Raw genomic sequence first — 26761 nt, 5'->3', positions numbered from 1 at the left:
TCATTGGCCCGGCTCCGCGCGGCCCGGAAAGACCAGCCGGAAGCAGGTCACCTGCCCCGGTGTCGATTCCGCCTGCGCGGTGCCATGGTGCAGGTCCATGATGGTCTTGACGATGGCGAGCCCGATGCCTGATGACTCGCCGGAGTTGGCCCGGGCCGGGTCCGCACGGAAAAACCGGTCGAACAGCTTCGGCAAATGCTCCGCGGCAATGCCCGGGCCCGGGTTCGACACCTCGATCCGCACCTGCGCGCCCATCTCGCGCGCCCACAGGCGCACCTGTGTGCCGGTGGGCGCGTACCGAACGGCATTGGAGATCAGGTTGCCGACGGCGCGCCGCAGCAGCGCGGGATCCGCATGGACCTGGCCCCGCGCATCGACGAGGATGGTGATCCCCCGGGCGTCCGCCAGCAGCTCGAAGTAGTCCGCCTGCCGCTCCAGCTCGGTGGCGAGGTCCAGCTCGGCGTAGCGCACCGCCACGCGCGCGTTGTCGGCGCGGGCCAGGAACAGCATGTTCTCGATCATGCGTCCAAGGCGTTCGTATTCTTCCACGTTTGACACCAGCAGCGCCTGGTATTCCTCCACCGACCGGTCGCTGGCAAGCGCCACTTGCGTCTGTCCGAGCAGATTATTGATAGGCGTGCGGAAGTCATGCGCCAGGTCCGCGGAGAACTGCGACAAGCGCTCGTAGCGCTCGCGCAGCCGCTCGATCATGTGCTGCAACGCCAGCGCCAGCTCATTGAGTTCCGCGGGAAGCAGCGACGGATCGACGGGCAGCGCTCCGCTGGTGAAGGTCACGGCCCGGGTGCCGGCGGCGATGCGACGCAATGGCGCCATGCCGGTGCGCAGGGCGGCATAGCCAAGCCCGCCCGCCGCCAGGGCACCGAGGCACGTCGCCAGGACCAGCTTCCAACGGTAGGCGCGCAACAGTGCCATGCGCGACACAGCAACCTGGTAGACCGTGACTTGCACCGGCAGCGGCTGCGCGCCGGCGTGCGCGAGCATCGAGATGCCGCGCACAGGCAGTCCGTCGGCGCCGCTCCATGCGCGAATCGATGCCGGCCCGAGCGGCGCGCCCGGCGGCAGCAACGGGGCTTCGGGCGGCACTCCCGGCTCTGCTCCCGCTGCCACCAGCGGCGTGCCGTCGGGCGCGCTGGCGAGCAAGCCGTACTCGGCATTGCCGGCGACCACGCCGCCGAGTTCGCGCCATCGCTCGGCGTTGCTCCCGCCCGTCTCGGCCAGTTCGGCGCGGGCGCGCGCGGCCTTGCGCAGCAGTTCGGCGTCGTCCCGCTCGATGATCTGCATGGCCAGCGCGTGATACAGGTATAGCCCGACCCCGGCAAAGGCGCCCCCCGCAATCAGCGCAAAGGCCAGCGCGAGCCGCGCGGTGAGCGAACCGGCTGACTTCACGACTGGCGCGCTTCCAGGACGTAGCCGATGCCGCGCACGCTGTGGATCAGCTTCGGCGCGAAATGGTCATCCATCTTGGCGCGCAGCCGCCGCACGGCAACATCGACCACGTTGGTGTCGCTGTCGAAGTTCATATCCCACACGTGCGACGCAATCTGGGTACGGCTCAGTACCTCGCCATGCCGGCGCGCAAGAAAGTGCAGCAGCGCGAATTCACGCGGCGTCAGGTCGATACGCTGGCCGCCACGGGTAACCCGGTGGCGAATCAGGTCGATCTCCAGGTCCGTGATCTCGATCCGGTCGGCTTCGCGCAAGGGCCCGCGCCGCAGCAATGTGCGCACGCGTGCCAGCAACTCCACGAACGCGAACGGCTTGGCCAGGTAGTCGTCGCCGCCCAGCTCCAGGCCGCGCACCCGGTCCTCCAGGTCGTCGCGGGCGGTGAGGAACAACACCGGCGTGTCCTTGTGCTCGCGCAGTTGCTTGAGCAGGTCCCAGCCGTTCATCCCGGGGAGCATGACGTCGAGGATGATCAGGTCATAAGCATGCTCCATGGCCTGATGCAGCCCATCGGCACCCGTCACCGCGACATCCACCACGAAGGCCGATTCCGTCAGGCCTTTGCGCAGGTATGCCGCCGTCTTGGGCTCGTCTTCCACTACCAGGATCTTCATTGTCTTGCGCTCCCTGTTGCCGCCGTCTGTATTACATGCCGCGATCATATTCCCGCCGCACCGTGCGCGGAATGACAAGGCTGTAATCGTTTGGCCCGCCGTCTGATGCCCAGGGATGGCATCGTCGCCGGAGCGCGCCGACAACGCCGTCAAATACAGAGCATCGTTCATCGGGCTTACCGCGACCGCGCTGTACGAAGAACCGGGGCCGGTCAGGTCACGTAGGCTCCGGTGCGCCGCATCGGCCATGCCGCCGCAAGGCATGCCGCGAACAGGCATAACGCGGTCCGAAGGGCTGCGCGCGGGTCGATGAGGCACGCGAGCACCTGTTCGCTACGGCTTTCCCCATACAGGCACCAGGCGCAGAAATGCTCGCAGTTGTTGGTCAGCAGCCTGTAGCGATTCTCCCCTAACCGCGAGCGTGCACGCCGCACGGCTTCATGCCTGACGTAGACCGGATCAGCACTTGGTTCGATCAGGACTTCGAATCCGGCAGCGAAATGCGTGATGCTGATTTCCTCGACGGGGCCGCGACGCAGCGACCCGGCAAGTCCGGCGTAATGCACCACTTTGCCGTCGCCTACATAGATGCCATGGTGACTGTAGCCGCGCCGCGGGGTGACGAGATGGGCACCGAGCGGCGGTTCTGCGCCGGCATCGAGGCGTCGCTGTGCCACGGCTGCGCTGGCGGTGCGACGTTGGCTGGAGGTTGGCTGGCCCATGTTCGGAATGCCCAAGCGATCAGGTGAACTTGAGAAAAGCCTATGTCCGGCAACACATTAATAACAATTAAACATTCTTCTACTGTTCATAAGTTTTTGTTTATGCCATGCGTTTTGCTACTGGATCGGCCAGGGAGTATCAACGGCGCCCTGGTTGCGCGCTGAATCGGACCCTCGTCAGTCGACTTCGCTGTACGGTTCGGGCGCTTGCGATGCCGGGGACCGCTCCTCAGGCGCGCGCACGCCGGACCGCGCTGGCTGCCAGCAGCACCGTCAGTCCGACCGCGAACAGCGGCCCCGCCCTGGCCGCAGTGACGGCATGCATGGCCCCCATCTCCCACGACGCCATCACCCAGGCCACCACGCCGATGGCCAGCCAGCCGTCATCGACGAAAAGCCCCATCACTTCCTCGGCCACCATCGCCAGGCGGCCCCGAGCGGGCGGACGCGCGCCGGCGGCTGCACTTGACAGTGCCGTGGCCGGCTTGCGCAGCCGTTTACAGGGATGAACCATTGCCAGCGCAACCACGGCGAAAACGCCGATCAGTGCCAGGATTGCCCAGTCTTCACCCGGCCACGACAGGCCGATGCCCTCGCCTGCCCAGAAGGTGCCGAAAGCCGCGAGCATGACACCGACGCCGAACTTGAGCGCATTCTCCGGAACATTGGCCAGCGGCCGATGCAGCCACACGCCGAGCGCCATCACCGCAAGCAACGCCAGGCCGGCACCAATGGACGCGGGGATGATCATCCGGCCGCCCGCGCCAATCGCAATGACGATGAACACCACCTCGATCCCTTCGAGCATCACGATCTTGAAGGCGGTCGCGAATGCCACCGCATCGATCGCCCGACCGGATGTTGCGGCTTGCCGGCGCAAGGCTTCGGTTTGCGCGCTGAACGCCTGAGCTTCATCGTGCAGCGGCAAGATGCCCGCCGCCCGCAGCACCGCCTTGCGCAACCAGCGCAGGCCGAACAGCAGCAACAGCGTGCCAACGACCAGTTGGGCCACCGGCAGCGGAATCCTGGCGAGCGCGGGGCCGGCGACTGCCACCAATAGCATCAGGGCGGCCAGCGAGGCTGCGGTCCCCAGCAGCGCCGAGCGCCAGCCGCGCACGGCGCCAACCGCCAGCACGATGGTGAGTGCCTCCACGAACTCGACCAGCGAGACCATGAATGCTGCAAGTATCGAAGGTCCTGCCGAAGTCCATTCAGGCATGTCCCGCTCCAGTTCTTCAGGGTGACAGGGTTCGCTCGCTGGCGCGTTCGGTGCGCTCCAGCGAAGCAATTCCAGACAAGGAGGCCGCTTTTTTTTGCGGCGGTGCTGCGCCGGGGTGCGCTCCGGCCGCCGTCCTGCGCGTGCGACGGCGTGGATTCTAGTCAGTGCGGCGGCGTGCAAAGATGTCAATTCGATTACGGATTTGTCATTCTTGCTCCCTCCGGGACATTAACAATCGTTAATGAACCGCCAACCCAGCCTTCATTCGCGATCGTGCAGAGTGCAACCACCCGCTCTTCACAAACTCCTGGGATGGAGCCTCGATGCCTTCACACAACACACTTCGGCGCAGTGCCTGCCTGGCGGCTGTCACGCTGGCAGTCCTCGCGCTCGCGGGCTGCGGTCCCGCAAAGCAGGCTAGTCCAAAATCAGCGACGCCGGAAGTCACGGTAGTCACGGCCAGGCGGACCAGCGTCCCGGTCTCGGTGGAACTCCCCGGCCGCACCTCCGCCTACCTCATTGCACAGGTCCGCGCCCGTGTTGACGGCATCGTGCAAAAGCGAAGCTTCCAGGAAGGCGCGGACGTCAAGGCCAACCAACCGCTGTACCAGATCGATCCGGCGCAGTATCGCGCCGCCCTGGACAGCGCATCGGCGGAACTGCAGAAGGCAGAAGCGAATCTCGCCACCACGACCGCGCAGGCCGAGCGTTACCAGACCCTCGTTGCCGGCAACGCCATCAGCAAGCAGGCTTATGACAACGCCGTCGCGGCCCGCAAGCAGGCCGCCGCCGATGTTGCCGCCGCCAAGGCTGCCGTCGAGATGGCAAGGCTCAACCTGGGATATACCGACGTGGTGGCGCCGATTGCCGGCCGCAGCGGCATTTCGCAGGTCACCCAGGGCGCCTATGTGCAAGGCAGCGCGGCAACGCTGCTGACCACGATCCAGCAGATCGATCCGATCCACGTGGACCTCAACCAGGCAAGTGTCGCCGGCTTGCAGCTTCGGCGCGATGTCGCCAGCGGACAGGTAAAGCTGCATGGCCTGGACCAGGCCAGGGTGACGCTCACGCTGGAGGACGGTACGCAGTATCCGCTGGCCGGCAAGCTCGAGTTCAGCGGCATTACGGTCGATCCGGCCACCGGCTCGGTGACAGTGCGCGCGGTCTTCCCGAATCCGGACCATGTCCTGCTTCCCGGCATGTTCGTGCGCGCCCGCCTCGAGCAAGGGGTGAATGACAACGCCTTCCTGGTGCCGGTCCCGGCCGTCGGTCATAACCCGCAGGGGCAGGCAACCGCGCTGGTTGTCGGCCCTGACAACAAGGTCGTCCAACGCACGATCCAGGCACAAAGCACGTCCGGCGACAAATGGATTGTCACCGGCGGCCTGAGCGATGGCGACCGGGTCATCGTGACCGGCGGCCAGAAAGTGCAACCCGGGATGCTGGTGCAGGCTGTCGACGCGCAAGCCCGGACCGCGCAGGCCGCGGCCAAAGCGAATGCCGGCGGCGCGTCTGCAACGCGCCAGGCTCCTGTGCTTGCGCAGGCAAGATAAGGGCGGACCCTGACATGGCACGATTCTTCATCGACCGCCCCATCTTCGCGATCGTCCTCTCCCTGCTCATCATGCTGGCTGGAGGACTGGCGATCCAGTCCCTGCCGATCGAGCAGTTTCCGCCCGTGGCGCCGCCCTCGGTCCAGATCAGCACCACGTATCCCGGGGCTTCCGCGACCACCGTGCAGAACACCGTGGTCCAGGTGATCGAACAGCAGATGAGCGGGATCGACAACCTGCTCTATATGTCCTCGACCAGCGACGATACCGGCCAGTCGACCACGACGCTCACGTTCGCCAGCGGCACCGATCCGAACATCGCCCAGGTGCAGGTGCAGAACAAGCTGCAGCTCGCCGTGCCATTGCTGCCGGCCCAGGTGCAGCAGTCGGGCGTGCGCGTCACCAAATCCACCAACGCGTTCCTGATGGTGATCGGCTTCGTGTCGGCTGACAACAGCATGAACAAGTTCGACATCGCCAACTACGTGGTCTCCAATGTCCAGGATCCGATCAGCCGGATCAATGGCGTCGGCAACATGAACGTGTTCGGTACGCAGTACGCGATGCGGATCTGGCTCGACCCGAACAAGCTCAATAGCTACGCCCTCACGCCGACTGACGTCACTGCGGCACTGCAAAGCCAGAACGTGCAGATCTCCGGCGGCCAGCTCGGCGGAACGCCGGCCGTGCAGAACCAGCAGCTGAGCGCAACCATCACTGAAGCGACGCTGCTGCGCACGAGCGAGGATTTCGGCAAGGTATTGCTCAAGGTGCTGCCCGACGGTTCGCAGGTAAGGTTGCGTGACGTCGCGCGCATCAATCTCGGCGCGGAGAGCTTCAATGTCGACAACAAGTACAGCGGCCAGCCCGCCTCCGGCATCGGCATCCAGCTCGCGCCGGGCGGCAACGCGCTGGTCACCGCCGCCGCGATACGCGCCCGCATCAAGGAGCTGGAACCGTATTTCCCGCATGGGCTGAAGGTGGTCTACCCGAACGACGTCACGCCCTTCGTCAAGATCTCGATCGAAGAAGTGATCAAGACCCTGCTGGAAGGCATCGTCCTGGTGTTCCTGGTGATGTACCTGTTCCTGCAGAATATCCGCGCCACGCTGATCCCCTCGATCACGGTGCCGGTGGTCTTGCTCGGCACCTTCGGCGTGATGTCGGCGCTTGGCTTCACCATCAACACGCTGTCGATGTTCGGCCTGGTGCTGGCCATCGGCCTGCTGGTGGACGATGCCATCGTGGTGGTCGAGAACGTCGAGCGCGTGATGCACGAGGAAGGACTGTCGCCGCTCGAGGCCACCCGCAAGGCGATGAGCCAGATCAGCAGTGCGCTGATCGGCGTGGCGATGGTGCTGTGCGCGGTGTTCGTGCCGGTGGGGTTCTCCAGCGGCACCGTCGGCGGGATCTACCGCCAGTTCTCGCTCACGATCGTTTCGTCGATGCTGCTGTCGGTGTTCGTCGCGCTCTCGCTCACGCCCGCCTTGTGCGCCATGCTGCTGAAGCCGCCACGCGAGGACCATGGCGAGAAGAAAGGGTTCTTTGGCTGGTTCAACCGCACCTTCGACAAGGGCCGGGACAGGTATGTGCATGGGGTGCGGCACGTCGCGGCCCGCTCCGGGCGCTGGCTGATCATCTACGCGGCAATCGTGGCTGCCGTGGGCATCATGTTTGTCAAGCTGCCGACATCGTTCCTGCCGAACGAGGACCAGGGCTTTATGTTCGTGCAGGTCCAGACTCCGCCGGGCGCCACGCAGGCGCGCACCGGTGCGGTACTCGACGAGGTCAGCAATTACCTGCTGAAGGATGAAGCGGCGATGGTCGAGGCCACCTTCATGGTCAATGGCTTCAACAATGCCGGCCGCGGTCAGAGCCAGGGCCAGTTGTTCGTCCGCTTCAAGGACTGGAGCCAGCGGAACCGTCCCGACCTGACCGCCAAGGCGCTGTCCGAGCGCATCGTCAAGCGCTATGCCGCCTACAAGGATGCCGTCATTTTCCCGGTCAGCCCGCCGCCGATTCGCGGCCTGGGCGTTGCCGCCGGCTTTGACTTCGAGCTCGAGGACCGCGGCGGGCTCGGTCATGAGGCGCTGGCCAGGGCGCGCGAGCGGCTTCTCGCGCTGGCCAAACAGGATCCGGAGCTTGCGCAGGTGCGCTTCAACGGGCAACAGGACAATCCGACTTTCAAGGTCAATATCGATCGCGAGAAAGCCGCCGCGCTCGGCGTCAGCCTGAGCGACGTCGACCAGACCTTCTCGACTGCCTGGGGTTCGCGCTATGTCAACAACTTCCTCGATACCGACGGACGCATCAAGAAGGTATACGTGCAGGCGGATGCGCCTTATCGCATGAATCCCGACGACATCAATCTGCTCTATGTGCGCAACAGCGGCGGCAGCATGGTGCCCTTCTCCGCTTTCGCGAGGTCCGCATGGACCTACGGCCCGCCCGTCCTGCAGCGCTATAACGGCGTCGAAGCCATGGAGATCCAGGGCCAGTCCGCACCGGGCAAGAGCTCCGGACAGGCAATGCTGGCGATGGAGCGGCTGGCCAAGCAACTGCCCCCGGGTATTGGCTTCGAGTGGACGGGCACCTCACTGGAGCAGCAGCAATCGAGCTCGCAGGCCCCCCTGCTGTACGGCTTGTCGATCCTGGTGGTATTCCTGAGCCTTGCCGCCTTGTATGAGAGCTGGTCGATCCCGGTCTCCGTCATCATGGTGGTGCCGCTCGGCATCCTGGGCGCGCTCGGTGCCACGTCATTGATGGGCCTGTCCAACGATGTTTACTTTCAGGTCGGGCTGCTCACCACCATAGGCCTGTCGGCAAAGAACGCCATCCTTGTCGTCGAATTTGCGCGCGAGCGTCACGCCCAGGGCCTCACGGCGCTCCAGGCGGCCATCGAAGCGGCACATATGCGCATGCGGCCGATCGTGATGACCTCCATGGCCTTCATGCTTGGAGTGCTGCCGCTGGCGCTGGCAAATGGCGCGGGCTCCGCCAGCCAGAACGCCATCGGCACCGGGGTGATAGGCGGCATGTTGACCGCCACCTTTGTTGCCACCTTCCTGATCCCGATGTTCTATGTCGTGGTCAGCAACAGGCTTGGCAGAAAGAAGCCGGCCGAGCCGGCAGCATCCGCGATGGCCGCGGCTGACCAAAGCGCAGGAGGACACTGAGATGAAGCGATACCGATACGCAGCCTGCGCACTGCTCGTGACCCTTGCCGCCGGTTGCTCGCTGCAGCCCGTGTACCAGCGACCAGCAGCACCCGTGTCGGCCGCCTTTCCCGCGGGCGAGGCCTACAAGACCGCTTCAGCCGGGACCGCCAGCGCCACGCTGCCGGCCGCGGAGATCGGCTGGCGCGATTTTCTTGCCGATCCTCGCCTGCAGCGGCTGGTCGAACTCGCACTGCAGAACAACCGCGACTTGCGCATCGCGGCGCTGAACGTCAGGAAAGTCCAGGCGCAGTACCGCATCCAGAATGCGGCACTGTATCCGCAGGTGGACGCCGGCGCGAGCGCTACGGCCAAGAGCACGTCTCCCGGCGGTTCCATCACCGGCGCGGGCGCCTCCCACAGCTATTCGGCGGGTCTTTCAGCGTCCTGGGAGATTGACTTTTTTGGCCGCCTGCAAAGCCTCTCGGATGCAGCATTCGAGCAGTACCTGGCAAGTGCCTACGCGCGCCAGGCGGCCAAGATCCTGCTGGTGTCCGAGATCGCTGACCAGTACCTCACCACGCTCGCTTACGACGAGCAACTCGCGGTGACGCAGAGCACCCTGGAGACCGCGCAGGCAGCCTACAAGATCGTGAAACTGCAGTTCGACACAGGCACCGCGTCCGAACTGGACCTGCGCCTGTCGGAGACCACGGTCGAGCAGGCACAGGCAAATTACGCCGCCCAAGTCCGCTTGCGCGCGCAGGCCGAGAATGCGCTGGTGCTGCTGGTCGGCCAGCCGATGCCGCCCGACCTGCCTGCGCCCGTCAGGCTCGGCGACCAGCCGATCCTGACCGACCTTCCGGCCGGCCTGCCCTCGGATCTGCTGCAACGCCGTCCTGACATCCTGCAGGCCGAGGCAACCCTGCGCTCGGAGAACGCGAACATCGGCGCCGCGCGCGCGGCCTTCTTTCCGCGCATTTCGCTGACAGGCACCCTCGGCACGGCCAGCGCGGCACTCGGTGGCTTGTTTGCAGGCGGATCCAGCGCATGGTCTTTCATCCCCTCCCTGGTCATGCCGATCTTTACCGCTGGCGCGAACCAGGCCAACCTGGATGTCGCGACGGTCCAGAAGGACATCGGCATCGCGCAATACGAGAAGACCGTCCAGACCGCGTTCCGGGAGGTTGCCGACGGGCTGGCGGCGCGCGGCACCTATGACAACCAGCTGGCGGCGCAGCAGCGCTACACCGATACCCAGCAGCGCCGGCTGGCGCTGGCCAACATGCTCTACACGAGTGGCACCGACAGCTATCTGAGCGTGCTGACCGCACAGACCGACTTGTATAACGCGCAGCAGGCACTGGTCACGACCCGCCTGAACCGCCTGACCAGTCTGGTCGACCTGTACCGCTCGCTCGGCGGCGGCTGGATCCAGCGCACTGGCGATGCGCCGCGGCAGGCGGCAAGTGCCTCATAATTCCCGGAATCGTGAGGATGGGCCTTCGGATCGCCGCGAGGCTGGCAACCAGAACACACTGTGCCTAATATCTCATCAGGCCATGCCTGGGGACCGGATTCATCATGAAACTACTGATCGTCGAGGACAACGAGCGCGTCGCCCAATTCCTCAAAAAGGGATTGAGCGAAGCGGGGCACACCGCGGATCACGCCGACAACGGACGCGACGGCATGTTCCTCGCTGCAAGCGAGCCTTATGATGCGATCATCATGGATCGGATGTTGCCAGGCGGCATTGACGGCCTGGCGATCATCGAGGCGTTGCGCAGGACCGGAAGCAAGGTCCCTATCCTGATCCTGAGCGCCCTTTCGGATGTGGACGATCGCATCCGGGGTCTCAAGAGCGGCGGTGACGACTACCTGGTCAAGCCCTTTGCCTTTGGCGAGCTGCTGGCACGCCTCGATGCACTGCTGCGGCGTTCGCAGGAGGGCCGGGCCGAGACCACGCTGACGCTGGGCGACCTCTCCATGGACCTGCTTGCCCATAAGGTAACGCGGGCGGGCAAGGCCGTCGCGCTCCAACCGCGTGAATTCAAGCTGCTCGAATACCTGATGCGCCACGCCAACCAGGTGGTGACGCGAACCATGCTGCTGGAAAACGTGTGGGACTATCATTTCGACCCACAGACCAATGTCATCGACGTCCATGTCAGCAAGCTGCGGCAGAAGATCGATGACGGCAGCGGGCGGCAATTGCTGCGGACCATTCGCAACGCCGGCTATATGCTGACAGCAGATGATTAAGCGCTTGCGCTTTTCAGCGCTGAACGTCGGGCTTGGCTATGTTGCCGTGAGCCTGGTCGTGCTCACCCTGTTTGCCACACCGCTCTTGTACGCCTGGCACAACACCATCGAGCAAAGTCGCACCGAAATGCTACAGGCCGATGCGCGGAATATGGAAAATCTCTTTGCCAGGCACGGAGCCGATGCGCTGGTCATGGCCATTGAAACCCGGGTCGGCGGGCAACTTGAGGACGTCGAAACCACCATCATCCTGTTCGCTGATCCGGCCCTGGCGAAGCTTGCCGGCAATTTGCCGGCATGGCCCCGCGAGGTTCCCGCATCGACTGGCATGCACGCCGCATCAATCGGTGTACGCGAGCGGGTGGTAAGGGCCGTGCTGATCCACAAGGTACTTCCCGGGGGCTATCACCTGTTATTGGGGCGGGACGTCAGCCGCTTTGAGAAGCTCGAAGCACTGTTCATGTCCGCGCTGGCGGGCGCAGCCTGCATGGTCTTGCTGCTAGGCGTAGCGGGTGGGCTACTGGTCCGTCGCACGCTGCTCTCGAAGGTGCACGACATCAACCAGGCAGCCGCTGCCATCATGCAGGGAAATCTCGCACACCGGTTGCCGGCTTACGGCGGTGAAAGCGAGCTCAATACGCTCGTAGAGACCCAGAACCGCATGCTCGACCAGATCGAGCACCTGGTCGAGGGCATCCGCAACGTGTCCAATGCGATCGCGCATGACCTGCGCACACCGCTGGCGGAGTTGCGCTCCCGCCTGGAAGAATTGTCGGTGACCCGGCCGCGCCCGGAACAAACCTTCGCCGAGATCGACAGCGCCATTGCCGACGTCGACCGCGTCATGGGCATCTTCAACGCGCTGCTGCGCCTGGCGGAGATTGACTCCGGAATGCGCCGCTCTGGCTTCATCGAAGTCGATGCCGCTGCCGTGGCGGGCGAAGCCGCTGAATTCTATCAACCCGTGGCGGAACTCCAGGGGGTGGCCCTGTCTTTCGCGTCGTCCGGTCCGCTCCCGCTGGCTGGCGATCCCCTGTTGCTGGCGCAGGCGGTCGGGAATCTTATCGACAACGCGCTCAAGTATGCCCAGCAGCGCGGGACAATCACAGTCGAGGCGTCACGCCGCGCTGACGGGGCGGTCGTCATCTCTGTGTCAGACGATGGGCCGGGCATCCCCGATGACGAGAAGCACAAAGTCCTCGAACGCTTCTACCGCGGCGACGCAAGTCGAAGTACACCGGGTGTGGGATTGGGGCTCAGCCTCGTGGCCGCCGTTGCAAAGCTGCATGGCGGCGCCCTGGAGCTGACCGACAATCACCCGGGGTTGAGGGCAACGCTGGTCCTCTTTTCTTAGAGTTCATACTTGGGGAGGGTCGTGATCTCCCCTGCCGATCACGCAGCGCGTGTCGCGGCCACTGCCCTGATTTCGACGAAGAGCGACGGCGGGGCCAATGCGGCCACGCCGAGGATGGTCCAGGCGGGAGCGTCTTCCCGGATGTAGCGGTCCTTGATTTCGCGGAACACCTGGAGCTGCTTGTCGACATCGACGTGATAGCTGACCAGTTCGACAAGATCCACGCGGGCTGCGGCCCAAAGCCGTTTGCAGCGAGCATCACCTTCGATGTCCCCTCCCCTTTAAGTCTCCCTTAAGTCTTTCCTCATAGAGTGAGGTTGTACCACCAACAACCGGATACAGAGGCCATGACCCTCCAAGATTCGCAAGCACTCGAAGTCTTCCTGACTCAATTGACCCAGGCCCGCGCCGGCGCGAAGGACCCGCAGGCGCAGGCGCTCATCGCCCAAGCGGTCGCGATACAGCCGGACGCCGCCTATTTGCTGGTCCAGCGGGCCATGCTGCTCGATCATGCCTTGTCGATGGCAAAGGCGCAGATCGCTGCATTGCAGGACCAGTTGCAGGCTGCGCAGGCCAACGGCTCCCGCAGCTTCATCGATCAGCAGATTGCGTGGGGCGCCAGTGCGAATCCTGCTGCCGCGACGCCCGTGCCTGCGCCCGCTCAGTCAGTGTCACCCGCGTTGCAGATCCCCCCGGCGCAGCCGCCCCGGCCGGGCTTCCTGAGCGGCGGGCTCGGCGGCACGCTGGGCAGCATCGCAACCACGGCTGCCGGCGTGGCCGGCGGTGCCTTCCTGTTCCAGGGTATCGAGAACCTGTTCGGCCACAGCAGCAAGAACGCGTTCCTGGAGCCGTCCGGCATGAACACGCCAGGAACGGAAACGAACGTCGTCAACAACTACTACGGGAACGATGACCAGACATCGGTCGCTGCGCGCGATGGGGGATCGGATAGTGGCAATCTCGATGCAGGCCTGAGTGACGACGGTTTCCTGGACGACGATTCGACCGTGATCTAGCGCCATCGCGCTGCCCGCGTGGCACGCGGCTGCCCTGCCCCCCAGGATCAATGCTGACTCGCCCCGGCAGCGCCAATCCCGGTCATCGCACGCACGAACTGCGCACCATATCGCTGGCGCTCGGTGCTGGCCTGGGTGGAGCGGTCCAGCACCGACGCCAGCCAGGCGCTGGCGAAGGCCAGCGTCATCGAGAACAGCGCCGGGTTGGCATACGGGAAGATCGCCTTGTCATGATGCAGGATGCCTACCCAGACCGTCGGGCCCAGCACCAGCAGCGCCACCGCCGACACCAGGCCGGCCATGCTGCCGGTCACGGCGCCGCGAGTGGTCAGGCCTTTCCAGAACATCGACAGGAACAGCACCGGGAAGTTGACGGAGGCCGCGATCGCCAGCACCAGGCCGGACAGGAAGGCGATGTTCTGCTTCTCGAACATCACGCCGAGCACCATGGCCAGCACGCCGATCACCAGGGTGGCCGCCTTGGACACCCGGATCTCGTCCTTCTCGTTGGCCTGCCCGCGGCGGAACACGTTGGCGTACAGGTCGTGCGAGACCGCCGAAGCGCCCGACAGGGCCAGGCCCGCCACCACCGCCAGGATGGTCGCGAACGCCACCGCCGAGATAAAGCCGAGGAAAAGATCGCCGCCGATCGCATGCGACAGGTGCACCGCCACCATATTGCTGCCGCCGATGATCTTGCCGGCGGCGTCGCGGTAGGCCGGGTCCGCGCCCACCATCACGATCGCACCGAAGCCCACCACCAGGATCAGCACGTAGAAGTAGCCGATGAAGCCGGTGGCATAGAGCACGGACTTGCGCGCCTCGCGGGCGTCGGCCACGGTGAAGAAGCGCATCAGGATGTGCGGCAGGCCCGCGGTGCCGAACATCATCCCTACCCCCAGCGAGATCGCATCGACGGGATTGGACACCAACCCGCCCGGCGACAGGATCGCCAGCCCCTTGTCATGCACCTTCGCCGCGCCGGCGAACATGGCTTCCGGGCTGAAACCGAAGTACGCCAGCACCATCACGGCCATGAAGGTCACGCCGCCAAGCAGCAGCGCGGCCTTGATGATCTGCACCCAGGTGGTGGCCAGCATGCCGCCGAACATCACATACAGCACCATCAGCAGGCCGACGATCACCACGGCGGACTCATAGCTGGTGCCGAACAGCAGCTCGATCAGCTTGCCGGCGCCGACCATCTGCGCCACCAGGTACATGATCACCACCGTCAGCGTGCCGCAGGCGGCGGTGATCCGCACCGGCTTCTGCGCCAGCCGGTATGACACCACGTCGGCGAAGGTATAGCGGCCGAGGTTGCGCAGCCGCTCGGCGACGATGAACAGGATGATCGGCCAGCCGGCCACCACGCCCAGCGCGTAGATCAGGCCGTCATAGCCCTTGTCGAACATCATCGCGGAGATGCCGAGGAAAGAGGCCGCGGAAACCATGTCGCCGGCAATTGCCAGTCCGTTCTGGAAGCCGCTCAGCCCACCCCCGGCGGCATAGAAGTCGGATGCCGAGCGCGTGCGGCGCGCCGCCCAGCGGGTAATGCCGAGCGTGAACAGCACGAACAGCATGAACATCACGATGGCGCTCCAGTTCAGCGGCCGCGGCGCGGCATCGCCCTGGATTGCGGGTGCCGCCGAGGCGGCCATGCTGGCAAGCCCGAGCAGGGCCGCGCACAGGTAACGGTTGGCGGGCTTCATGCCTGGCACTCCTTGCGCACGCGTTCGTTGAGCGGGTCCAGGTCGCGGTTGGCCCGGTACACGTAGATCCCGGTCAGCAGCACGGCCGAGACGATCACCGCGACGCCGAGGGGAATGCCGACGGTCATCACACCCGCGCCCAGCGGTGTGCCGAGCGTGGTCGGCGAGAACGCCAGCAGCAGGATAAAGCCGAAGTAGATCGCCAGCATGACCAGCGTCAGCGACCAGCCCAGGCGGGTCCGCCCGTTGGTCAGCCGGATGAAATCGGGGTGGTTCTGGATGGTTTCCAGTTGTCTCGCGTCCATGGTGGTCTCCTTTGGCGCAGGGGGGCGCGGCGCCTCTGGGTGGGCGCCATCGGTGGATGAATTGCTGCGGGGATGAATCTGCCGGCGGTTTGCTCCCCTCTCCCGCGCGCGGGAGAGGGGCCGGGGGAGAGGGCAGGCGTGTGGCAAGCACGTTGCCGCCACACTCCGTGGATACTCCTGCCCTCTCCCCCACCCCTCTCCCGCAGGCGGGAGGGGGGAACGTTTGCCACGGGTGTTGGTAGAGAACAGTGCTTCAGATCGCCCCGACCGGCTGCTCGTGCGTCACCTTCGGCCGCATATCGAGCACCCGCCGTGCCTTGCCGACCGTGGTGCGCTCGATGCCGTCCGCATCCACCACCTGCACGCGCGTGGTCACGCCCACGTAGGTCTTGATCTGGTCCTTCAGCTCACGCTCCAGCGTCGCGCGGGCGTCGGCACAGAGGGCTGCCGAAGGTCCGGGCCGCGCTTCGACCCGAACTTCCAGCTTGTCCAGGTGGCCGTCGCGGGTCACCACCAGCTGGTACTGAGGCGCCAGGGCCGGCGTCTTCAGGATCAGCTCCTCGATCTGCGACGGGAACACATTGACGCCGCGGATGATCAGCATGTCGTCCGAGCGGCCGGTGATCTTGCCGATGCGGCGCATCGAACGCGAGGTGGGCGGCAGCAGGCGCGTCAGGTCGCGCGTGCGGTAGCGGATCACCGGCAGCGCTTCCTTGGTGAGCGAGGTGAACACCAGTTCGCCCTCTTCGCCATCCGGCAGCACCTCGCCGGTCACCGGATCGATGATCTCGGCGTAGAAGTGGTCTTCCCAGATCACCGGGCCGTCCTTGCTCTCGATGCATTCGCATGCGACACCCGGCCCCATGACTTCAGACAGTCCGTAGATGTCCACCGCGTCGATACCGGCGCGGGCCTCGATCTCGGCGCGCATCGCATCCGTCCACGGCTCGGCGCCGAAGATGCCGACCTTGAGCGAGCTCTCCGACGGATCCATGCCCTGGCGCTCCATCTCCTCGATCAGGTTCAGCATGTACGACGGCGTCACCATGATGATGTTGGGCTGGAACTCGCGGATCAGCTGCACCTGTTTCTCGGTCTGCCCGCCGGACATGGGGATCACCGTGCAGCCGGCCTTCTCGGCGCCATAGTGGGCACCCAGGCCGCCCGTGAACAGGCCATAGCCATAGCTGACATGGACCAGGTCGCCGGCGCGGCCGCCGGCGGCGCGGATGGAGCGCGCCACCACGCTGGCCCAGGTATCGATATCCTTCGCGGTATAGCCGACCACGGTCGGCTTGCCCGTGGTGCCGCTCGACGCATGCACGCGCGCCACCTTCTCGCGCGGCACAGCGAACATGCCGAAGGGATAGTTGTCGCGCAGGTCCTGCTTGGTCAGGAATGGAAACTTCGACAGGTCTGACAGCGACTGCAGGTCGTCCGGATGCACCCCGGCCGCATGGAAGGCCTTGCGGTAATGCGGCACGTTGTCGTAGGCATGGCGCACGCTCCATTTCAGCCGTTCCAGCTGCAGCGCCTGCAGTTCGTCGCGGCTGGCGCGCTCGATCGGCTCCAGCTCGTTGGGGTTGGGGATGCGTTGAACCATTGTCTACTCCATCATCGTTATGATCGCGCCGCATACGTATTTGGGGGCCGGCGCCGGGTACTGCGACTGCTAGCTAGTACATCAGATATGGGAACGGCTCTGCACCACGCGGAAGCGGTTGGCGACGAAGGCCGCATCCGACAGCGAGGCATTGGCTGCCGGGTTGGCGCCGGTGGCATGGAAGTCGCTGAACGCGGCCGACTGGTTGACGAACACGCCCCCGGTCAGGTTCAGCGACAGGGCCACGCCCGCGTCCTCGGCGGCATCGCGGATGGCCTCATTCACGCCGGCATCGGTGGTATAGGCCGACAACGTCAGTGCGCCATGTTCCTTCGCGCCGCGGTGCGCCAGCGCGATGCTGTGCGCGGTGTTGTCGGTGGCGACGATGAAGGAGATCGGGCCGAACAGCTCCTGCATGATCTTGCCCTCGTCGCTGGCGTCCACCTTGAGCACCAGCGGCGTGCGGATGCGCGCGCCGGGAAACTCCGGGTGCTCCAGCACGCGGCTGTCGGCGACGATCTCGCCCAATGCGCGCGACGATTCGATGCGCTGCACCACCCCGTCGTTCTGGATCGCGCCCAGCAACTCCACCGCCTTGGCCGCATCGCTGGTGAGCCTGACCACGCCCTCCCCGATCGCCGCGGCTACCTGGTCGAAGCTGAGGTGCCCTTCCGGCGTGTCGATGCCGTCCGTCGGCACATAGATGTTCTGCGGTGCCGTGCACATCTGGCCCGAGTACAGCGCCAGCGAGAACGCGATATTGCGCACCATGCCCTTGAAGTCGCCGGTGGAGTCGATCACGATCTGGTTGACGCCGGCCTTCTCGGTATAGACCTGGGCCTGGTGCGCATTGCGCTCCAGCCAGTCGCCATTGGCGCTGCTGCCGGTGAAGTCGATCAGGCGCACTTCCGGGCGCAGCGCTAGCGTGGACGCCATGCGCTCGGTCGGGTCGTTGGCCACCAGCGTGACCAGGTTGGGGTCGAAGCCGGCTTCCTGCAGCACCTCGCGCGCCACCTCGACGGTGATCGCCAGCGGCAGGATCGCGCCCGGGTGCGGCTTGACCACCACCGCGTTGCCGGTCGCCAGGCTGGCGAACAGGCCGGGATAGCCGTTCCAGGTCGGGAAGGTGCAGCAGCCGATCACCAGGCCCACGCCGCGCGGCACCACGCTGTAGCGCTTCTCCATGCGCAGCGGCTCGGTCTTGCCCTGCGGCTTCTCCCAGATCGCCTGCTTCGGGATGCGGCGCATCTCGTCCCAGGCGTAGGCAACGGCTTCCAGTCCGCGGTCCTGCGCGTGCGGGCCGCCGGCCTGGAAGGCCATCATGAAGGCCTGGCCGGTGGTGTGCATCACTGCGTAGGCAATCTCGAAGCTGCGGCGGTTCAGGCGCTGCAGGATTTCCAGCGACACGCCGACCCAGGCTTCCGGCCCGGCCTTGCGCCAGGCGGGCATGCCTTCGGCCACGCCGGCAAAGAGCTGGTCGAGGTCGGGCTTCGGATAGGTGATGCCCAGTTCCGCGCCGTAGGGCGAGACTTCCTTGCCCGCCTGGCCGACGGTGCCCGGCTGCGACAGCGCGAACGGGCGGTTCAGGCGGGCCTCAAACGCAGCCTTGCCGTCGGCGTTGGCGGTTTCGCCGTAGACCCTGGGGCTCGGCATTTCGGTGAACGGGCTCCAGTAGCCGCGCTCGGCAATGGCTTGGGTGGCTTGTTCCAGCAGCGCCTGGTGGCGTTCAAAAAACAGATGGGACACGGCTTGCTCCGGGGGCAGAATGATTTGTGTATGGGTCGGGACGGCAGCAGGAAACGCCTCAGGTTTCCTGGTCGAAGTCGATCACCAGCTTGTCGCTGACGGCGTAGCTCTGGCAGCTGAGGATGAAGCCGCGCGCGACTTCGTAGTCCTCCAGCGCAAAGTTGACGTCCATGTCGACCTCGCCTTCGATGCGCTTGCAGCGGCAGGTCGAGCAGACCCCGCTCTTGCATGAGTAAGGCAGCTCGATGCCTTGCGCCAGCGCGGCATCCAGCACCGTCTCCTTGTTCTTCTCCAGCGTGAAGGAACGCGTGCGGCCGTCCTGGATCACCGTCACCTCGCACTGCTGCTGACCCACCTGCTTGTGCGCATGCGCGGCCGGGCGTGCCGAGGGGATGCTGGTGGCAAACAGCTCGCGCTTGATGCGGGCCTTGTCCACGCCGTTGTCGAGCAGCGCCTGCGACACCTCCTCCATCATCGAATGCGGGCCGCAGATAAAGGCGATGTCGATGTCCTGCGGCTTGACCCAGTGCTTGAGCAAGGCATTGACCTTCTCGCCGTCGATGCGGCCGTTGAAGAGGTCGATATCCAGCTGCTCGCGGCTTAGCACGAACACCAGGTTGAAGCGCTGCAGGTAGGTGTCCTTCAGGTCTTCCAGCTCTTCCTTGAACAACACGGAAGACGAGGCGCGGTTGCCGTAGAACAGCGTGAAGCGGCTTTCCGGCTCGGCCTGTAGCGTGGTCTTGATGATCGACAGCATCGGCGTGATGCCGCTGCCGGCGGCAAATGCCACGTAGTGCCTCGCTTGCGCGGCAGACAGCGGCACGTGGAAGTGGCCGGATGGCGGCATCACCTCCAGCTTCATGCCGGGCTGCAGCTGTTCGTTGGCCCAGTTCGAGAACAGGCCGCCGTCGACGCGCTTGATCGCCACGCGCAGCTGCGCGTCCTGCACCGCCGAGCAGATCGAGTACGAGCGGCGCACGTCCTCGCCGCCGATGCCGGTGCGCAGCGTCAGGTGCTGGCCCTGGATGTAGCGGTAGGTGTCGGCCAGTTCATCCGGCACGGCAAAGGTCACGGCCACGGCATCGCGGGTTTCGCGGGTGACCGAGGCCACGGTCAGTTCATGGAATTTGCTCATCTCACTACCCCGGTCAGGTTCAGTGCGCCTTGAAGTAATCGAACGGTTCCTTGCAGTCGCCGCAGCGGTACAGGGCCTTGCAGGCGGTCGAGCCGAACTGGCTGACCAGCCGCGTGTGCCGCGAGCCGCAGTGCGGGCAGGCCACCACCAGCGCAGGCGCCACCTTGCGGCTGATGCCGCTGATGTCGATCACCTGCTGGGCCGGCGGCGCAATGCCGTAGCCGCCCAGGCTGGCCTTGCCGCGCGGCGTCATCCAGTCGGTGGTCCAGGCCGGCGCCAGCTGCGTCCGCACGCGCACGCTGGCGATGCCCTGCGCGGCCAGCGTGCGCTCGATTTCCTCCCGGATCACGGTCATGGCCGGGCAGCCGGAGTACGTCGGGGTGATGGTGACGACGCAGGCGTCGTCCTCCCATGCCACGTCGCGCACGATGCCGAGATCCACCACCGAGATCACCGGGATCTCGGGATCGGGCACCGTATCGAGCCAGGTCCAGACCTGCCCGATGGCCGGGCGTGCGATGGCTTGCGCAGTCATGGCGTTCACCAGCTGGCGCCCGGATAGGCGCGCTGCAGGAATTGCATTTCGGCCAGCAGGTAGCCGAGGTGTTCGGTATGGCGGCCGTGGCGGCCGCCGCTCTGCGACCACGTCCCGGCAGGCAATTGCAGCGTGGCTTCTTCCAGCACTGCGGCCACGTGGCGCTGCCACGGTTCGGCCAGTGATGCGGGGTCGGGCACCACGCCGTCCTGCACCAGCGCGGCGTCGCCCGCGTCGGACTCGAACAGCTCACCGCTGAACATCCACAGGTCGTCGAAGGCATCCTGCATGCGGCGGTGGCTCTCTTCGCTGCCGTCGCCCAGGCGCACCACCAGGTCGGCGCTGCGGCGCACGTGATAGGTCACTTCCTTGAGCGACTTGGCGGCAATCTCCGCGATGCGAGCATCGGTCGAGCGCTGCAGCCCGTCGAGCAGGAAGTAGTGCCAGGTGTCGAACAGGAACTGCCGCGCCAGCGTATCGGCATAGCTGCCGTTAGGCTGCTCCGCCAGCAGCAGGTTGCGGAACTGGTGCGCGTCGCGCAGGTAGGCCAGCTGGTCGGCGGTGCGGCCGGCGCCCTCCACTTCCGCGGCGTAGCCCAGCCACAGCCGGGTCTGGCCGGTCAGGTCGAGCGCGACATTGGTCAGCGCGATGTCCTCTTCCAGCGCCGGGCCGCGGCCGCACCATTCCGACAGGCGCTGGCCGAGGACCAGCGTGGAATCGCCGAGGCGCAGCAGGTATTCGAGCTTGTGGTTGTCCATCATGCGGGCCGTATCAGATGTGCTTGACGGCTTCCGGCATCGGGAAGAACGTCGGGTGGCGGTAGACCTTGCTGTTGGCCGGCTCGAACAGCGGGCCCTTGTCGCCGGGGCTGCTGGCGACCACGTCGCCGGCCTTCACCACCCAGACGCTGACGCCTTCGTTGCGGCGCGTGTAGACGTCGCGCGCGTTGTTGATCGCCATTTCGCCGTCCGGCGCGTGCAGGCTGCCCACGTGCTTGTGGGCCAGGCCGTGCTGGCTGCGGATAAAGATCTCCCAAAGCGGCCACTCTTTCATGGCAACCTCCTGTGTCATTGCGTTGGATGGGTGGCGGCGCCGCGCGCCGCGGTGTCAGGCGGCGGCCCGCTGCGCCTGCTTGTCGGCGTGGGTCACCAGGGCATCGCGGAACCACGCGCCCTCTTCCCAGGCCTTGACGCGGGTGCGCAGGCGGTCGCGGTTGCACGGGCCGTTGCCCTGGATGACGTTGTAGAACTCGGACCAGTCGATCTCGCCGAAGTCATAGTGGCCGCGCTCCTCGTTCCACTTCAGCTCGGGATCGGGAATGACCAAACCCAGGTACTCGGCCTGCGGCACGGTCTGGTCGACCATCTTCTGGCGCAGCTCGTCGTTGGAGAACAGCTTGATGCGCCATTGCATGGATTGCGCGCTGTTGGGCGAATCGCCGTCGGACGGGCCGAACATCATCAACGCCGGCCACCACCAGCGGTTCAGCGCGTCCTGCGCCATCTGCTTCTGCTCGGGCGTGCCGTTGCACAACGACAGCAGGATGTCGTAGCCCTGGCGCTGGTGGAACGACTCTTCCTTGCACACGCGCACCATGGCGCGCGCATACGGGCCGAACGAGCAGCGGCACAGCGGCACCTGGTTGATGATGGCCGAGCCGTCGACCAGCCAGCCGATCATGCCGATATCGGCCCAGCTCAGCGTCGGGTAGTTGAAGATGCTGGAATACTTGGCCTTGCCGGTGTGCAGGTCGCCCAGCATCTGGTCGCGCGACACGCCCAGCGTCTCGGCCGCGCTGTAGAGATACAGGCCATGGCCGGCCTCATCCTGGATCTTGGCCAGCAAGACTGCCTTGCGCTCTAGCGTCGGCGCGCGGGTGACCCAGTTGCCTTCCGGCAGCTGGCCCACGATTTCCGAATGCGCATGCTGTGAGATCTGGCGGACCAGGGTCTTGCGATAGGCCTCGGGCATCCAGTCCTTGGCCTCGATCTTGATCCCGGCATCCACGCGCGCCTGGAACTCGCGTTCCTGCGGCTCCATTTCTTCCATGGCGCGAAGCCTCGTCGCTCCTGTCTCCACCAGCTGTGCGTACATCCTTTGCTCCGCTCTTGGTTGCTCTGAATCGGGGTCTTGACCTGCATCAACATCGTCAGTTGCAACGGATGGTAGTGATACAATTTGATTCAATCAATCGGCGTTTGTGTATCACTTAAAGGGGCAGGCCAATGGCGACGTCAGGCACCGATCCGGTTTCTCCGCGCGTGGCGCGGCTGGCACGCGGGCTGAAGCTGGGCGCCAATTCCATGCTGGTGACCTTGTTCGGCGATGTGGTGGCGCCGCGGCCCCAGGCCATCTGGCTGGGCAGCCTGATCCGGCTGGCGGCGCCGTTTGGCATCAATGACCGGCTGGTGCGAACCGCCACCTTCCGCCTTACCGCCGACGACTGGCTGGCCGCTACCAGGATCGGGCGGCGCAGCTACTACGGGCTGTCAGACGCCGGTTTGCAGCGTGTACTGCACGCCGGCAAGCGCATCTACGCCGGTGAGGCATCCGAATGGGACGGCCGCTGGACCCTGGTGATGGTGCGCGGTGACGTACGCGCCACGGTCCGGCAGAAGCTGAAGCGGGAATTGCTGTGGGAGGGCTTCGGCGCCATTGCGCCAGGGGTGATGGCCCACCCCAATGCGGACCTCGCCTCGCTGCGCGAAATCATCCAGGCCGCGCGCGCGCAGGACGATGTGGCGGTGATGGAGGCAAGCAGCCTCGAGGCGTTTTCCATCCGGCCGCTGCAGGCGCTGATGCACCAGACCTTCAAGCTCGGCGACGTGGCCGCTGCCTGGCAGGCGCTGCTGCGCCGCTTTACGCCGCTGGCCGAAGAGGCCGCCGGGCTTGCTCCGGCCGATGCCTTCTTCGTGCGGACGCTGCTGGTGCACGAATACCGGCGCGTGCTGCTGCGCGACCCCAACCTGCCTGAAGCGATGCTGCCGCAAGACTGGGCCGGCCGCACCGCGCGCGGCTTGTGCCACACCCTGTATGGGGCGTTGCTCGACGCCAGCGAAGACTACCTGCACCGCGTGGTGGAAGCGGCGGACGGTTCGCTGCAGGATGCCAACCGGAGCCTGCGCCTGCGCTTTGGGGCCGGCGCGCAGGCGGCCGGCGGCAATTAGCCGGGCATCGGGGGAATCCCGGCTGCGAGACTGTGCACGGAATCACCCGTCCTTGAAGAGGAAGCTGTAGGCGTTCAGCGCCGGCACCCCGCCCAGGTGAGCAAAGAGGACTTTCGATCCTTGCGGAAACTCGCCGCGACGGACCATGTCGATCATGCCCTGCATGGACTTGCCCTCATAGACCGGGTCGGTCATCATGCCTTCCAGCCTGGCGCTGAGGCGGATGGCTTCCAGGGTGCCCGCCGAAGGCAGGCCGTATTCGGGTCCGCCATAGCGGGTGTCCAGCACCACGTCCGCTTCAGTGATGTCGCGGCCGAGGCCGACCAGCTCCGCGGTATGGCGTGCGATGCGCAGGATCTGCGCGCGCGTCGGTTCCGGCCTGGCCGATGCATCGATGCCGATGACCCGGTCCGCACGGCCGTCGGCAGCGAATCCCACCACCATGCCCGCCTGGGTGCTGCCGGTGACCGAGCAGACGACGATGTAGTCGAAGCTGAAGCCGAGCTCGGCTTCCTGCTCCCGGACTTCCTCGGCGAACCCTACGTAGCCGAGACCGCCGAGCGGGTGCTCCGAGCAGCCTGCCGGAATCGGGTAGGGCTTGCCGCCCGCCTTGCGCACGCTCTCCATGGCATCTTCCCAGCTTGGGCGAATGCCGATGTCAAACCCTTCGCTGACCAGGCGCACGTCGGCCCCCATGATGCGCGACATCTGGATGTTGCCCACGCGGTCATAGACCGCGTCTGAGTAGTTGACCCAGTTCTCCTGCACCAGCACGCACTTCAGCCCCAGGTGGGCCGCGATGGCGGCAACCTGGCGCGTGTGGTTCGACTGGATCCCGCCGATCGAGACCAGCGTATCGGCGCCCTGCGCCAGGACGTCGGGAATGACGTATTCGAGCTTGCGCGTCTTGTTGCCGCCAAAGGCAAGGCCGCTGTTGCAGTCCTCGCGCTTGGCATAGAGCTCGACCTTGCCACCCAGGCTTTCGCTCAGCCGCGATAGCGGATGGATCGGCGTCGGGCCGAAGGTCAGGGAATGACGCGGAAATTGCTTCAGGTTCATGACTGGCTCCAGGTTGTGGTTGGCATGCGGGCGCCCGGCAGCCGCAAAGCCCGGCATTCGCACGGAAGCTGCGCGACGCCGCATCTGGAATCATCATAAGAACGCTGGGACGAAAGGTGCTTGCAAAGATCTGCGAGTTCTTGCACGATAAAAAGGCCGGAAGCACCAGAAAATTCTCTTTATTCCGTAGAAATGGCCACATCCAGAATAAAATTTCGTACGAAATCCGAGACCTCCCCGCAGCCCGCGCCGGTGCTGGATCGCACGGACAAGGCCATCCTCCGCGCCTTGCAGCGCGATGCATCCATCTCCAACCTGGCCCTGGCGGCCAAGGTCAGCCTCAGCCCGCCCGCATGCCTGCGCCGCGTGGAACGCCTGAAGGCGGATGGCCTGATCCGCGGCGTCGTGGCGCTGCTGAACCCGGCTCCCCTGGACGCGGGGATGCTGGTCATCATCGGGGTCGTGCTGGACAGGTCCACGCCCGAGTCGTTCGCCGCCTTTGAGAAAGCGGCGCAGAAGGTGTCAGGCTGCATGGAATGCCATGAAGTCACCGGCGAGTTCGACTACATCATGATGCTCAGGACGAAGGACAGCGAGAGCTTCAACCGCCTCCACGCGGAGCAGTTGCTCTATCTGCCGGGCGTGCGGCAGATTCGCTCGTTCATGGTGCTCAAGCAGGTGCTGTCGACGACGCAGTTTCCGATTTGAGGATCGGGCTGGATCCGGCTGCGCGGACGAAGAGAGGAGACAGGGGGAAATTCGGGGGCCTGGGGCGAAGCAGAACCCCCCGGCGCCGTTGCTGCCGGGGTTCCATCCGGCCAGCCCCTTGAATGTTGGGGCTGGCGCGCAGTCCATCGCTCAGAATGAGCGCGGCAGGCCCAGGACGTGTTCGGCGACGAAGGAGTAGATCAGGTTGGTGGAGATCGGTGCCACCTGGTACAGCCGCGTTTCCCGGAACTTGCGCTCCACGTCGTATTCGCAGGCAAAGCCAAAGCCGCCGTGGAACTGCAGGCAGGCGTTGCCGGCCTCCCAGCTGGCCTTGGCCGCCAGGTACTTGGCCATGTTGGCCTGGGCCCCCATGGGCTCGTGCTTGTCAAACAGTTCGCAGGCTTTCCAGCGCATCAGGTTCGCCGCTTCCAGTTCGATAAAGGACTCGGCAATCGGGAACTGGACGCCCTGGTTCTGGCCGATGGGGCGGCCGAAGACCTCGCGTTCCTTGACGTACTTGGTGACGCGGTCGATGAACCAATAGCCGTCGCCGATGCACTCGGCCGCGATCAGCGTGCGCTCGGCGTTCAGGCCATCGAGGATGTACTTGAAGCCCTTGCCCTCTTCACCGATCAGGTTTTCCTCGGGGATTTCCAAGTCCTCGAAGAACAGTTCATTGGTCTCGTGGTTGACCATATTGGGGATGGGGCGCACGGTCAGGCCCTTCTTCTGCGCCTCGTGCAGGTCCACCATGAAGATCGACATCCCTTCGCTCTTCTTCTTCACCTCGGCCAGCGGCGTGGTGCGCGCCAGCAGGATCATGAAGTCGCTGTGCTGGACGCGGCTGATCCAGACTTTCTGGCCGTTGATGACGTAGCGTCCGTCTTTCTTGACCGCCGAGGTCTTGATCTTGGTGGTGTCCGTGCCGGTGGTGGGCTCGGTCACGCCCATGGACTGCAGGCGCCATTCCCCCGAGGCAATCTTCGGCAGGTACTTGTCCTTCTGTGCCTTGGAGCCGTGCCGCAGCAGCGTGCCCATGTTGTACATCTGCCCGTGGCAGGCGCCGGAGTTGCCGCCGCAGCGGTTGATCTCTTCCATGATGACCGAGGCTTCGGTCAGGCCCAGGCCGGAACCACCGTATTCCTGCGGAATCAGCGCCGCCAGCCAGCCCGCCGCGGTCAGCGCATTGACAAAGGCCTCGGGATAGGCGCGCTGCTCGTCCACCTTGCGGAAGTACTCATCGGGAAACTCCGCGCAAAGCGCGCGGATGGCGTCGCGGATTTCTTGGAAGTTGTTCGATTGGGTCTGTTCGATCATGGCGCTTGGCTTGCGTTCGGTCTGTGGCGGACGGCCGCCTCCTTGTGATAGCCGCAATAGTCGCGGCGTTCGGCCAGTTGGACAATCAGCCTTTCCGAAAGCGCGCCTTCCA

Annotated in this window: 24 protein-coding genes; 8 read left to right on the top strand and 16 right to left on the bottom strand. The window is 65.3% G+C overall.

The window, feature by feature from the left end; genetic code table 11:
* From AC3WL8_RS18300 to AC3WL8_RS18285, 4 genes are all read right to left on the bottom strand, one after another.
* On the bottom strand, positions 1-1407 hold the full coding sequence (locus AC3WL8_RS18300; RefSeq protein ID WP_211981364.1) for a heavy metal sensor histidine kinase: 1407 nt from the start codon (positions 1405-1407) through the stop codon (positions 1-3).
* Complete coding sequence (locus AC3WL8_RS18295) at positions 1404-2078, bottom strand: heavy metal response regulator transcription factor (protein WP_153954030.1); 675 nt, start codon at positions 2076-2078, stop codon at positions 1404-1406. Before AC3WL8_RS18295 ends, AC3WL8_RS18300 begins: the two co-directional genes overlap by 4 nt.
* Positions 2079-2290: 212 nt before the next feature.
* Entirely contained in the window at positions 2291-2800 is a 510-nt protein-coding gene (locus AC3WL8_RS18290) for a lecithin retinol acyltransferase family protein (protein WP_153954029.1), read from the bottom strand.
* 229 nt (positions 2801-3029) lie between these two features.
* Entirely contained in the window at positions 3030-3974 is a 945-nt protein-coding gene (locus AC3WL8_RS18285; RefSeq protein WP_492378520.1) for a COG4280 domain-containing protein, read from the bottom strand.
* Positions 3975-4342: 368 nt separating this feature from the next.
* Between AC3WL8_RS18285 and AC3WL8_RS18280 the strand changes: the two genes are divergently transcribed.
* The 5 genes from AC3WL8_RS18280 to AC3WL8_RS18260 all read left to right on the top strand — a co-directional run bounded on the left by AC3WL8_RS18280 (position 4343) and on the right by AC3WL8_RS18260 (position 12346).
* On the top strand, positions 4343-5572 hold the full coding sequence (locus tag AC3WL8_RS18280) for an efflux RND transporter periplasmic adaptor subunit (RefSeq protein ID WP_492378519.1): 1230 nt from the start codon (positions 4343-4345) through the stop codon (positions 5570-5572).
* Positions 5573-5586: 14 nt separating this feature from the next.
* A complete protein-coding gene (locus AC3WL8_RS18275; protein WP_492378518.1) occupies positions 5587-8748 on the top strand; it encodes an efflux RND transporter permease subunit in 3162 nt (1053 codons plus the stop codon).
* 1 nt (position 8749) lies between these two features.
* Positions 8750-10207, top strand: a complete 1458-nt coding sequence (locus AC3WL8_RS18270; protein WP_211981368.1) for an efflux transporter outer membrane subunit — start codon at positions 8750-8752, stop codon at positions 10205-10207.
* Positions 10208-10311: 104 nt separating this feature from the next.
* Positions 10312-10992 carry a winged helix-turn-helix domain-containing protein gene (locus AC3WL8_RS18265; protein WP_114135028.1) on the top strand — a complete coding sequence of 227 codons (681 nt, stop codon included), beginning with the start codon at positions 10312-10314 and terminating at the stop codon, positions 10990-10992.
* On the top strand, positions 10985-12346 hold the full coding sequence (locus tag AC3WL8_RS18260) for a sensor histidine kinase (RefSeq protein WP_492378517.1): 1362 nt from the start codon (positions 10985-10987) through the stop codon (positions 12344-12346). The genes AC3WL8_RS18265 and AC3WL8_RS18260 overlap by 8 nt, the downstream gene beginning before the upstream one ends.
* 38 nt (positions 12347-12384) lie before the next feature.
* Here the strand turns inward: AC3WL8_RS18260 and AC3WL8_RS18255 are convergent, their stop codons facing one another.
* On the bottom strand, positions 12385-12570 hold the full coding sequence (locus AC3WL8_RS18255; protein WP_249679159.1) for a Rid family hydrolase: 186 nt from the start codon (positions 12568-12570) through the stop codon (positions 12385-12387).
* Positions 12571-12693: 123 nt separating this feature from the next.
* On the opposite strand from AC3WL8_RS18255, the gene AC3WL8_RS18250 reads away from it, so the two are divergent.
* Positions 12694-13362, top strand: coding sequence for a DUF2076 domain-containing protein (locus AC3WL8_RS18250; protein ID WP_492378516.1), 669 nt, complete (start codon positions 12694-12696; stop codon positions 13360-13362).
* A gap of 47 nt (positions 13363-13409) precedes the next feature.
* Here AC3WL8_RS18250 and AC3WL8_RS18245 read toward each other — a convergent pair whose 3' ends face one another.
* The 9 genes from AC3WL8_RS18245 to paaA all read right to left on the bottom strand — a co-directional run bounded on the left by AC3WL8_RS18245 (position 13410) and on the right by paaA (position 22492).
* Positions 13410-15074, bottom strand: coding sequence for a cation acetate symporter (locus AC3WL8_RS18245; protein WP_492378515.1), 1665 nt, complete (start codon positions 15072-15074; stop codon positions 13410-13412).
* Positions 15071-15379, bottom strand: coding sequence for a DUF485 domain-containing protein (locus tag AC3WL8_RS18240; RefSeq protein ID WP_153954022.1), 309 nt, complete (start codon positions 15377-15379; stop codon positions 15071-15073). Before AC3WL8_RS18240 ends, AC3WL8_RS18245 begins: the two co-directional genes overlap by 4 nt.
* Positions 15380-15632: 253 nt before the next feature.
* Positions 15633-16982 carry a phenylacetate--CoA ligase PaaK gene (paaK, locus tag AC3WL8_RS18235; RefSeq protein WP_153954021.1) on the bottom strand — a complete coding sequence of 450 codons (1350 nt, stop codon included), beginning with the start codon at positions 16980-16982 and terminating at the stop codon, positions 15633-15635.
* An 81-nt stretch (positions 16983-17063) separates the two neighbouring features.
* Positions 17064-18728: a phenylacetic acid degradation protein PaaN gene (gene paaN / locus AC3WL8_RS18230; protein ID WP_492378514.1), complete on the bottom strand. Its 1665-nt coding sequence runs from the start codon at positions 18726-18728 to the stop codon at positions 17064-17066.
* 58 nt (positions 18729-18786) lie between these two features.
* Positions 18787-19863, bottom strand: coding sequence for a 1,2-phenylacetyl-CoA epoxidase subunit PaaE (gene paaE, locus AC3WL8_RS18225; protein ID WP_492378513.1), 1077 nt, complete (start codon positions 19861-19863; stop codon positions 18787-18789).
* A 19-nt stretch (positions 19864-19882) separates the two neighbouring features.
* A complete protein-coding gene (gene paaD / locus AC3WL8_RS18220) occupies positions 19883-20398 on the bottom strand; it encodes a 1,2-phenylacetyl-CoA epoxidase subunit PaaD (RefSeq protein ID WP_211981377.1) in 516 nt (171 codons plus the stop codon).
* 5 nt (positions 20399-20403) lie between these two features.
* Positions 20404-21159: a 1,2-phenylacetyl-CoA epoxidase subunit PaaC gene (gene paaC / locus AC3WL8_RS18215; protein ID WP_492378512.1), complete on the bottom strand. Its 756-nt coding sequence runs from the start codon at positions 21157-21159 to the stop codon at positions 20404-20406.
* Positions 21160-21169: 10 nt separating this feature from the next.
* The gene (gene paaB / locus AC3WL8_RS18210; protein WP_010809321.1) at positions 21170-21451 is read right to left on the bottom strand and encodes a 1,2-phenylacetyl-CoA epoxidase subunit PaaB; all 282 of its coding nucleotides are present in this window, start codon (positions 21449-21451) and stop codon (positions 21170-21172) included.
* A gap of 54 nt (positions 21452-21505) precedes the next feature.
* Complete coding sequence (gene paaA, locus AC3WL8_RS18205) at positions 21506-22492, bottom strand: 1,2-phenylacetyl-CoA epoxidase subunit PaaA (RefSeq protein WP_013952980.1); 987 nt, start codon at positions 22490-22492, stop codon at positions 21506-21508.
* Positions 22493-22623: 131 nt separating this feature from the next.
* Here paaA and paaX point away from each other — a divergent pair, with 131 nt between their 5' ends.
* Entirely contained in the window at positions 22624-23565 is a 942-nt protein-coding gene (paaX, locus tag AC3WL8_RS18200; RefSeq protein WP_492378511.1) for a phenylacetic acid degradation operon negative regulatory protein PaaX, read from the top strand.
* Between the two features lie 42 nt (positions 23566-23607).
* On the opposite strand, the gene AC3WL8_RS18195 is transcribed toward paaX, so the two are convergent.
* A complete protein-coding gene (locus tag AC3WL8_RS18195) occupies positions 23608-24624 on the bottom strand; it encodes a 1-aminocyclopropane-1-carboxylate deaminase (RefSeq protein ID WP_013952982.1) in 1017 nt (338 codons plus the stop codon).
* 192 nt (positions 24625-24816) lie between these two features.
* Here AC3WL8_RS18195 and AC3WL8_RS18190 point away from each other — a divergent pair, with 192 nt between their 5' ends.
* Positions 24817-25332, top strand: coding sequence for an Lrp/AsnC family transcriptional regulator (locus AC3WL8_RS18190; RefSeq protein ID WP_013952983.1), 516 nt, complete (start codon positions 24817-24819; stop codon positions 25330-25332).
* 150 nt (positions 25333-25482) lie between these two features.
* On the opposite strand, the gene AC3WL8_RS18185 is transcribed toward AC3WL8_RS18190, so the two are convergent.
* Positions 25483-26649 (bottom strand): acyl-CoA dehydrogenase family protein, encoded by a 1167-nt coding sequence (locus AC3WL8_RS18185; protein WP_013952984.1) that lies wholly within the window; start codon positions 26647-26649, stop codon positions 25483-25485.
* Positions 26650-26761 lie beyond the last annotated feature (112 nt).

This window comes from Cupriavidus sp. FW305-F7 (assembly GCF_058782875.1).
This window is presented reverse-complemented; position numbering and strand designations above follow the sequence as displayed.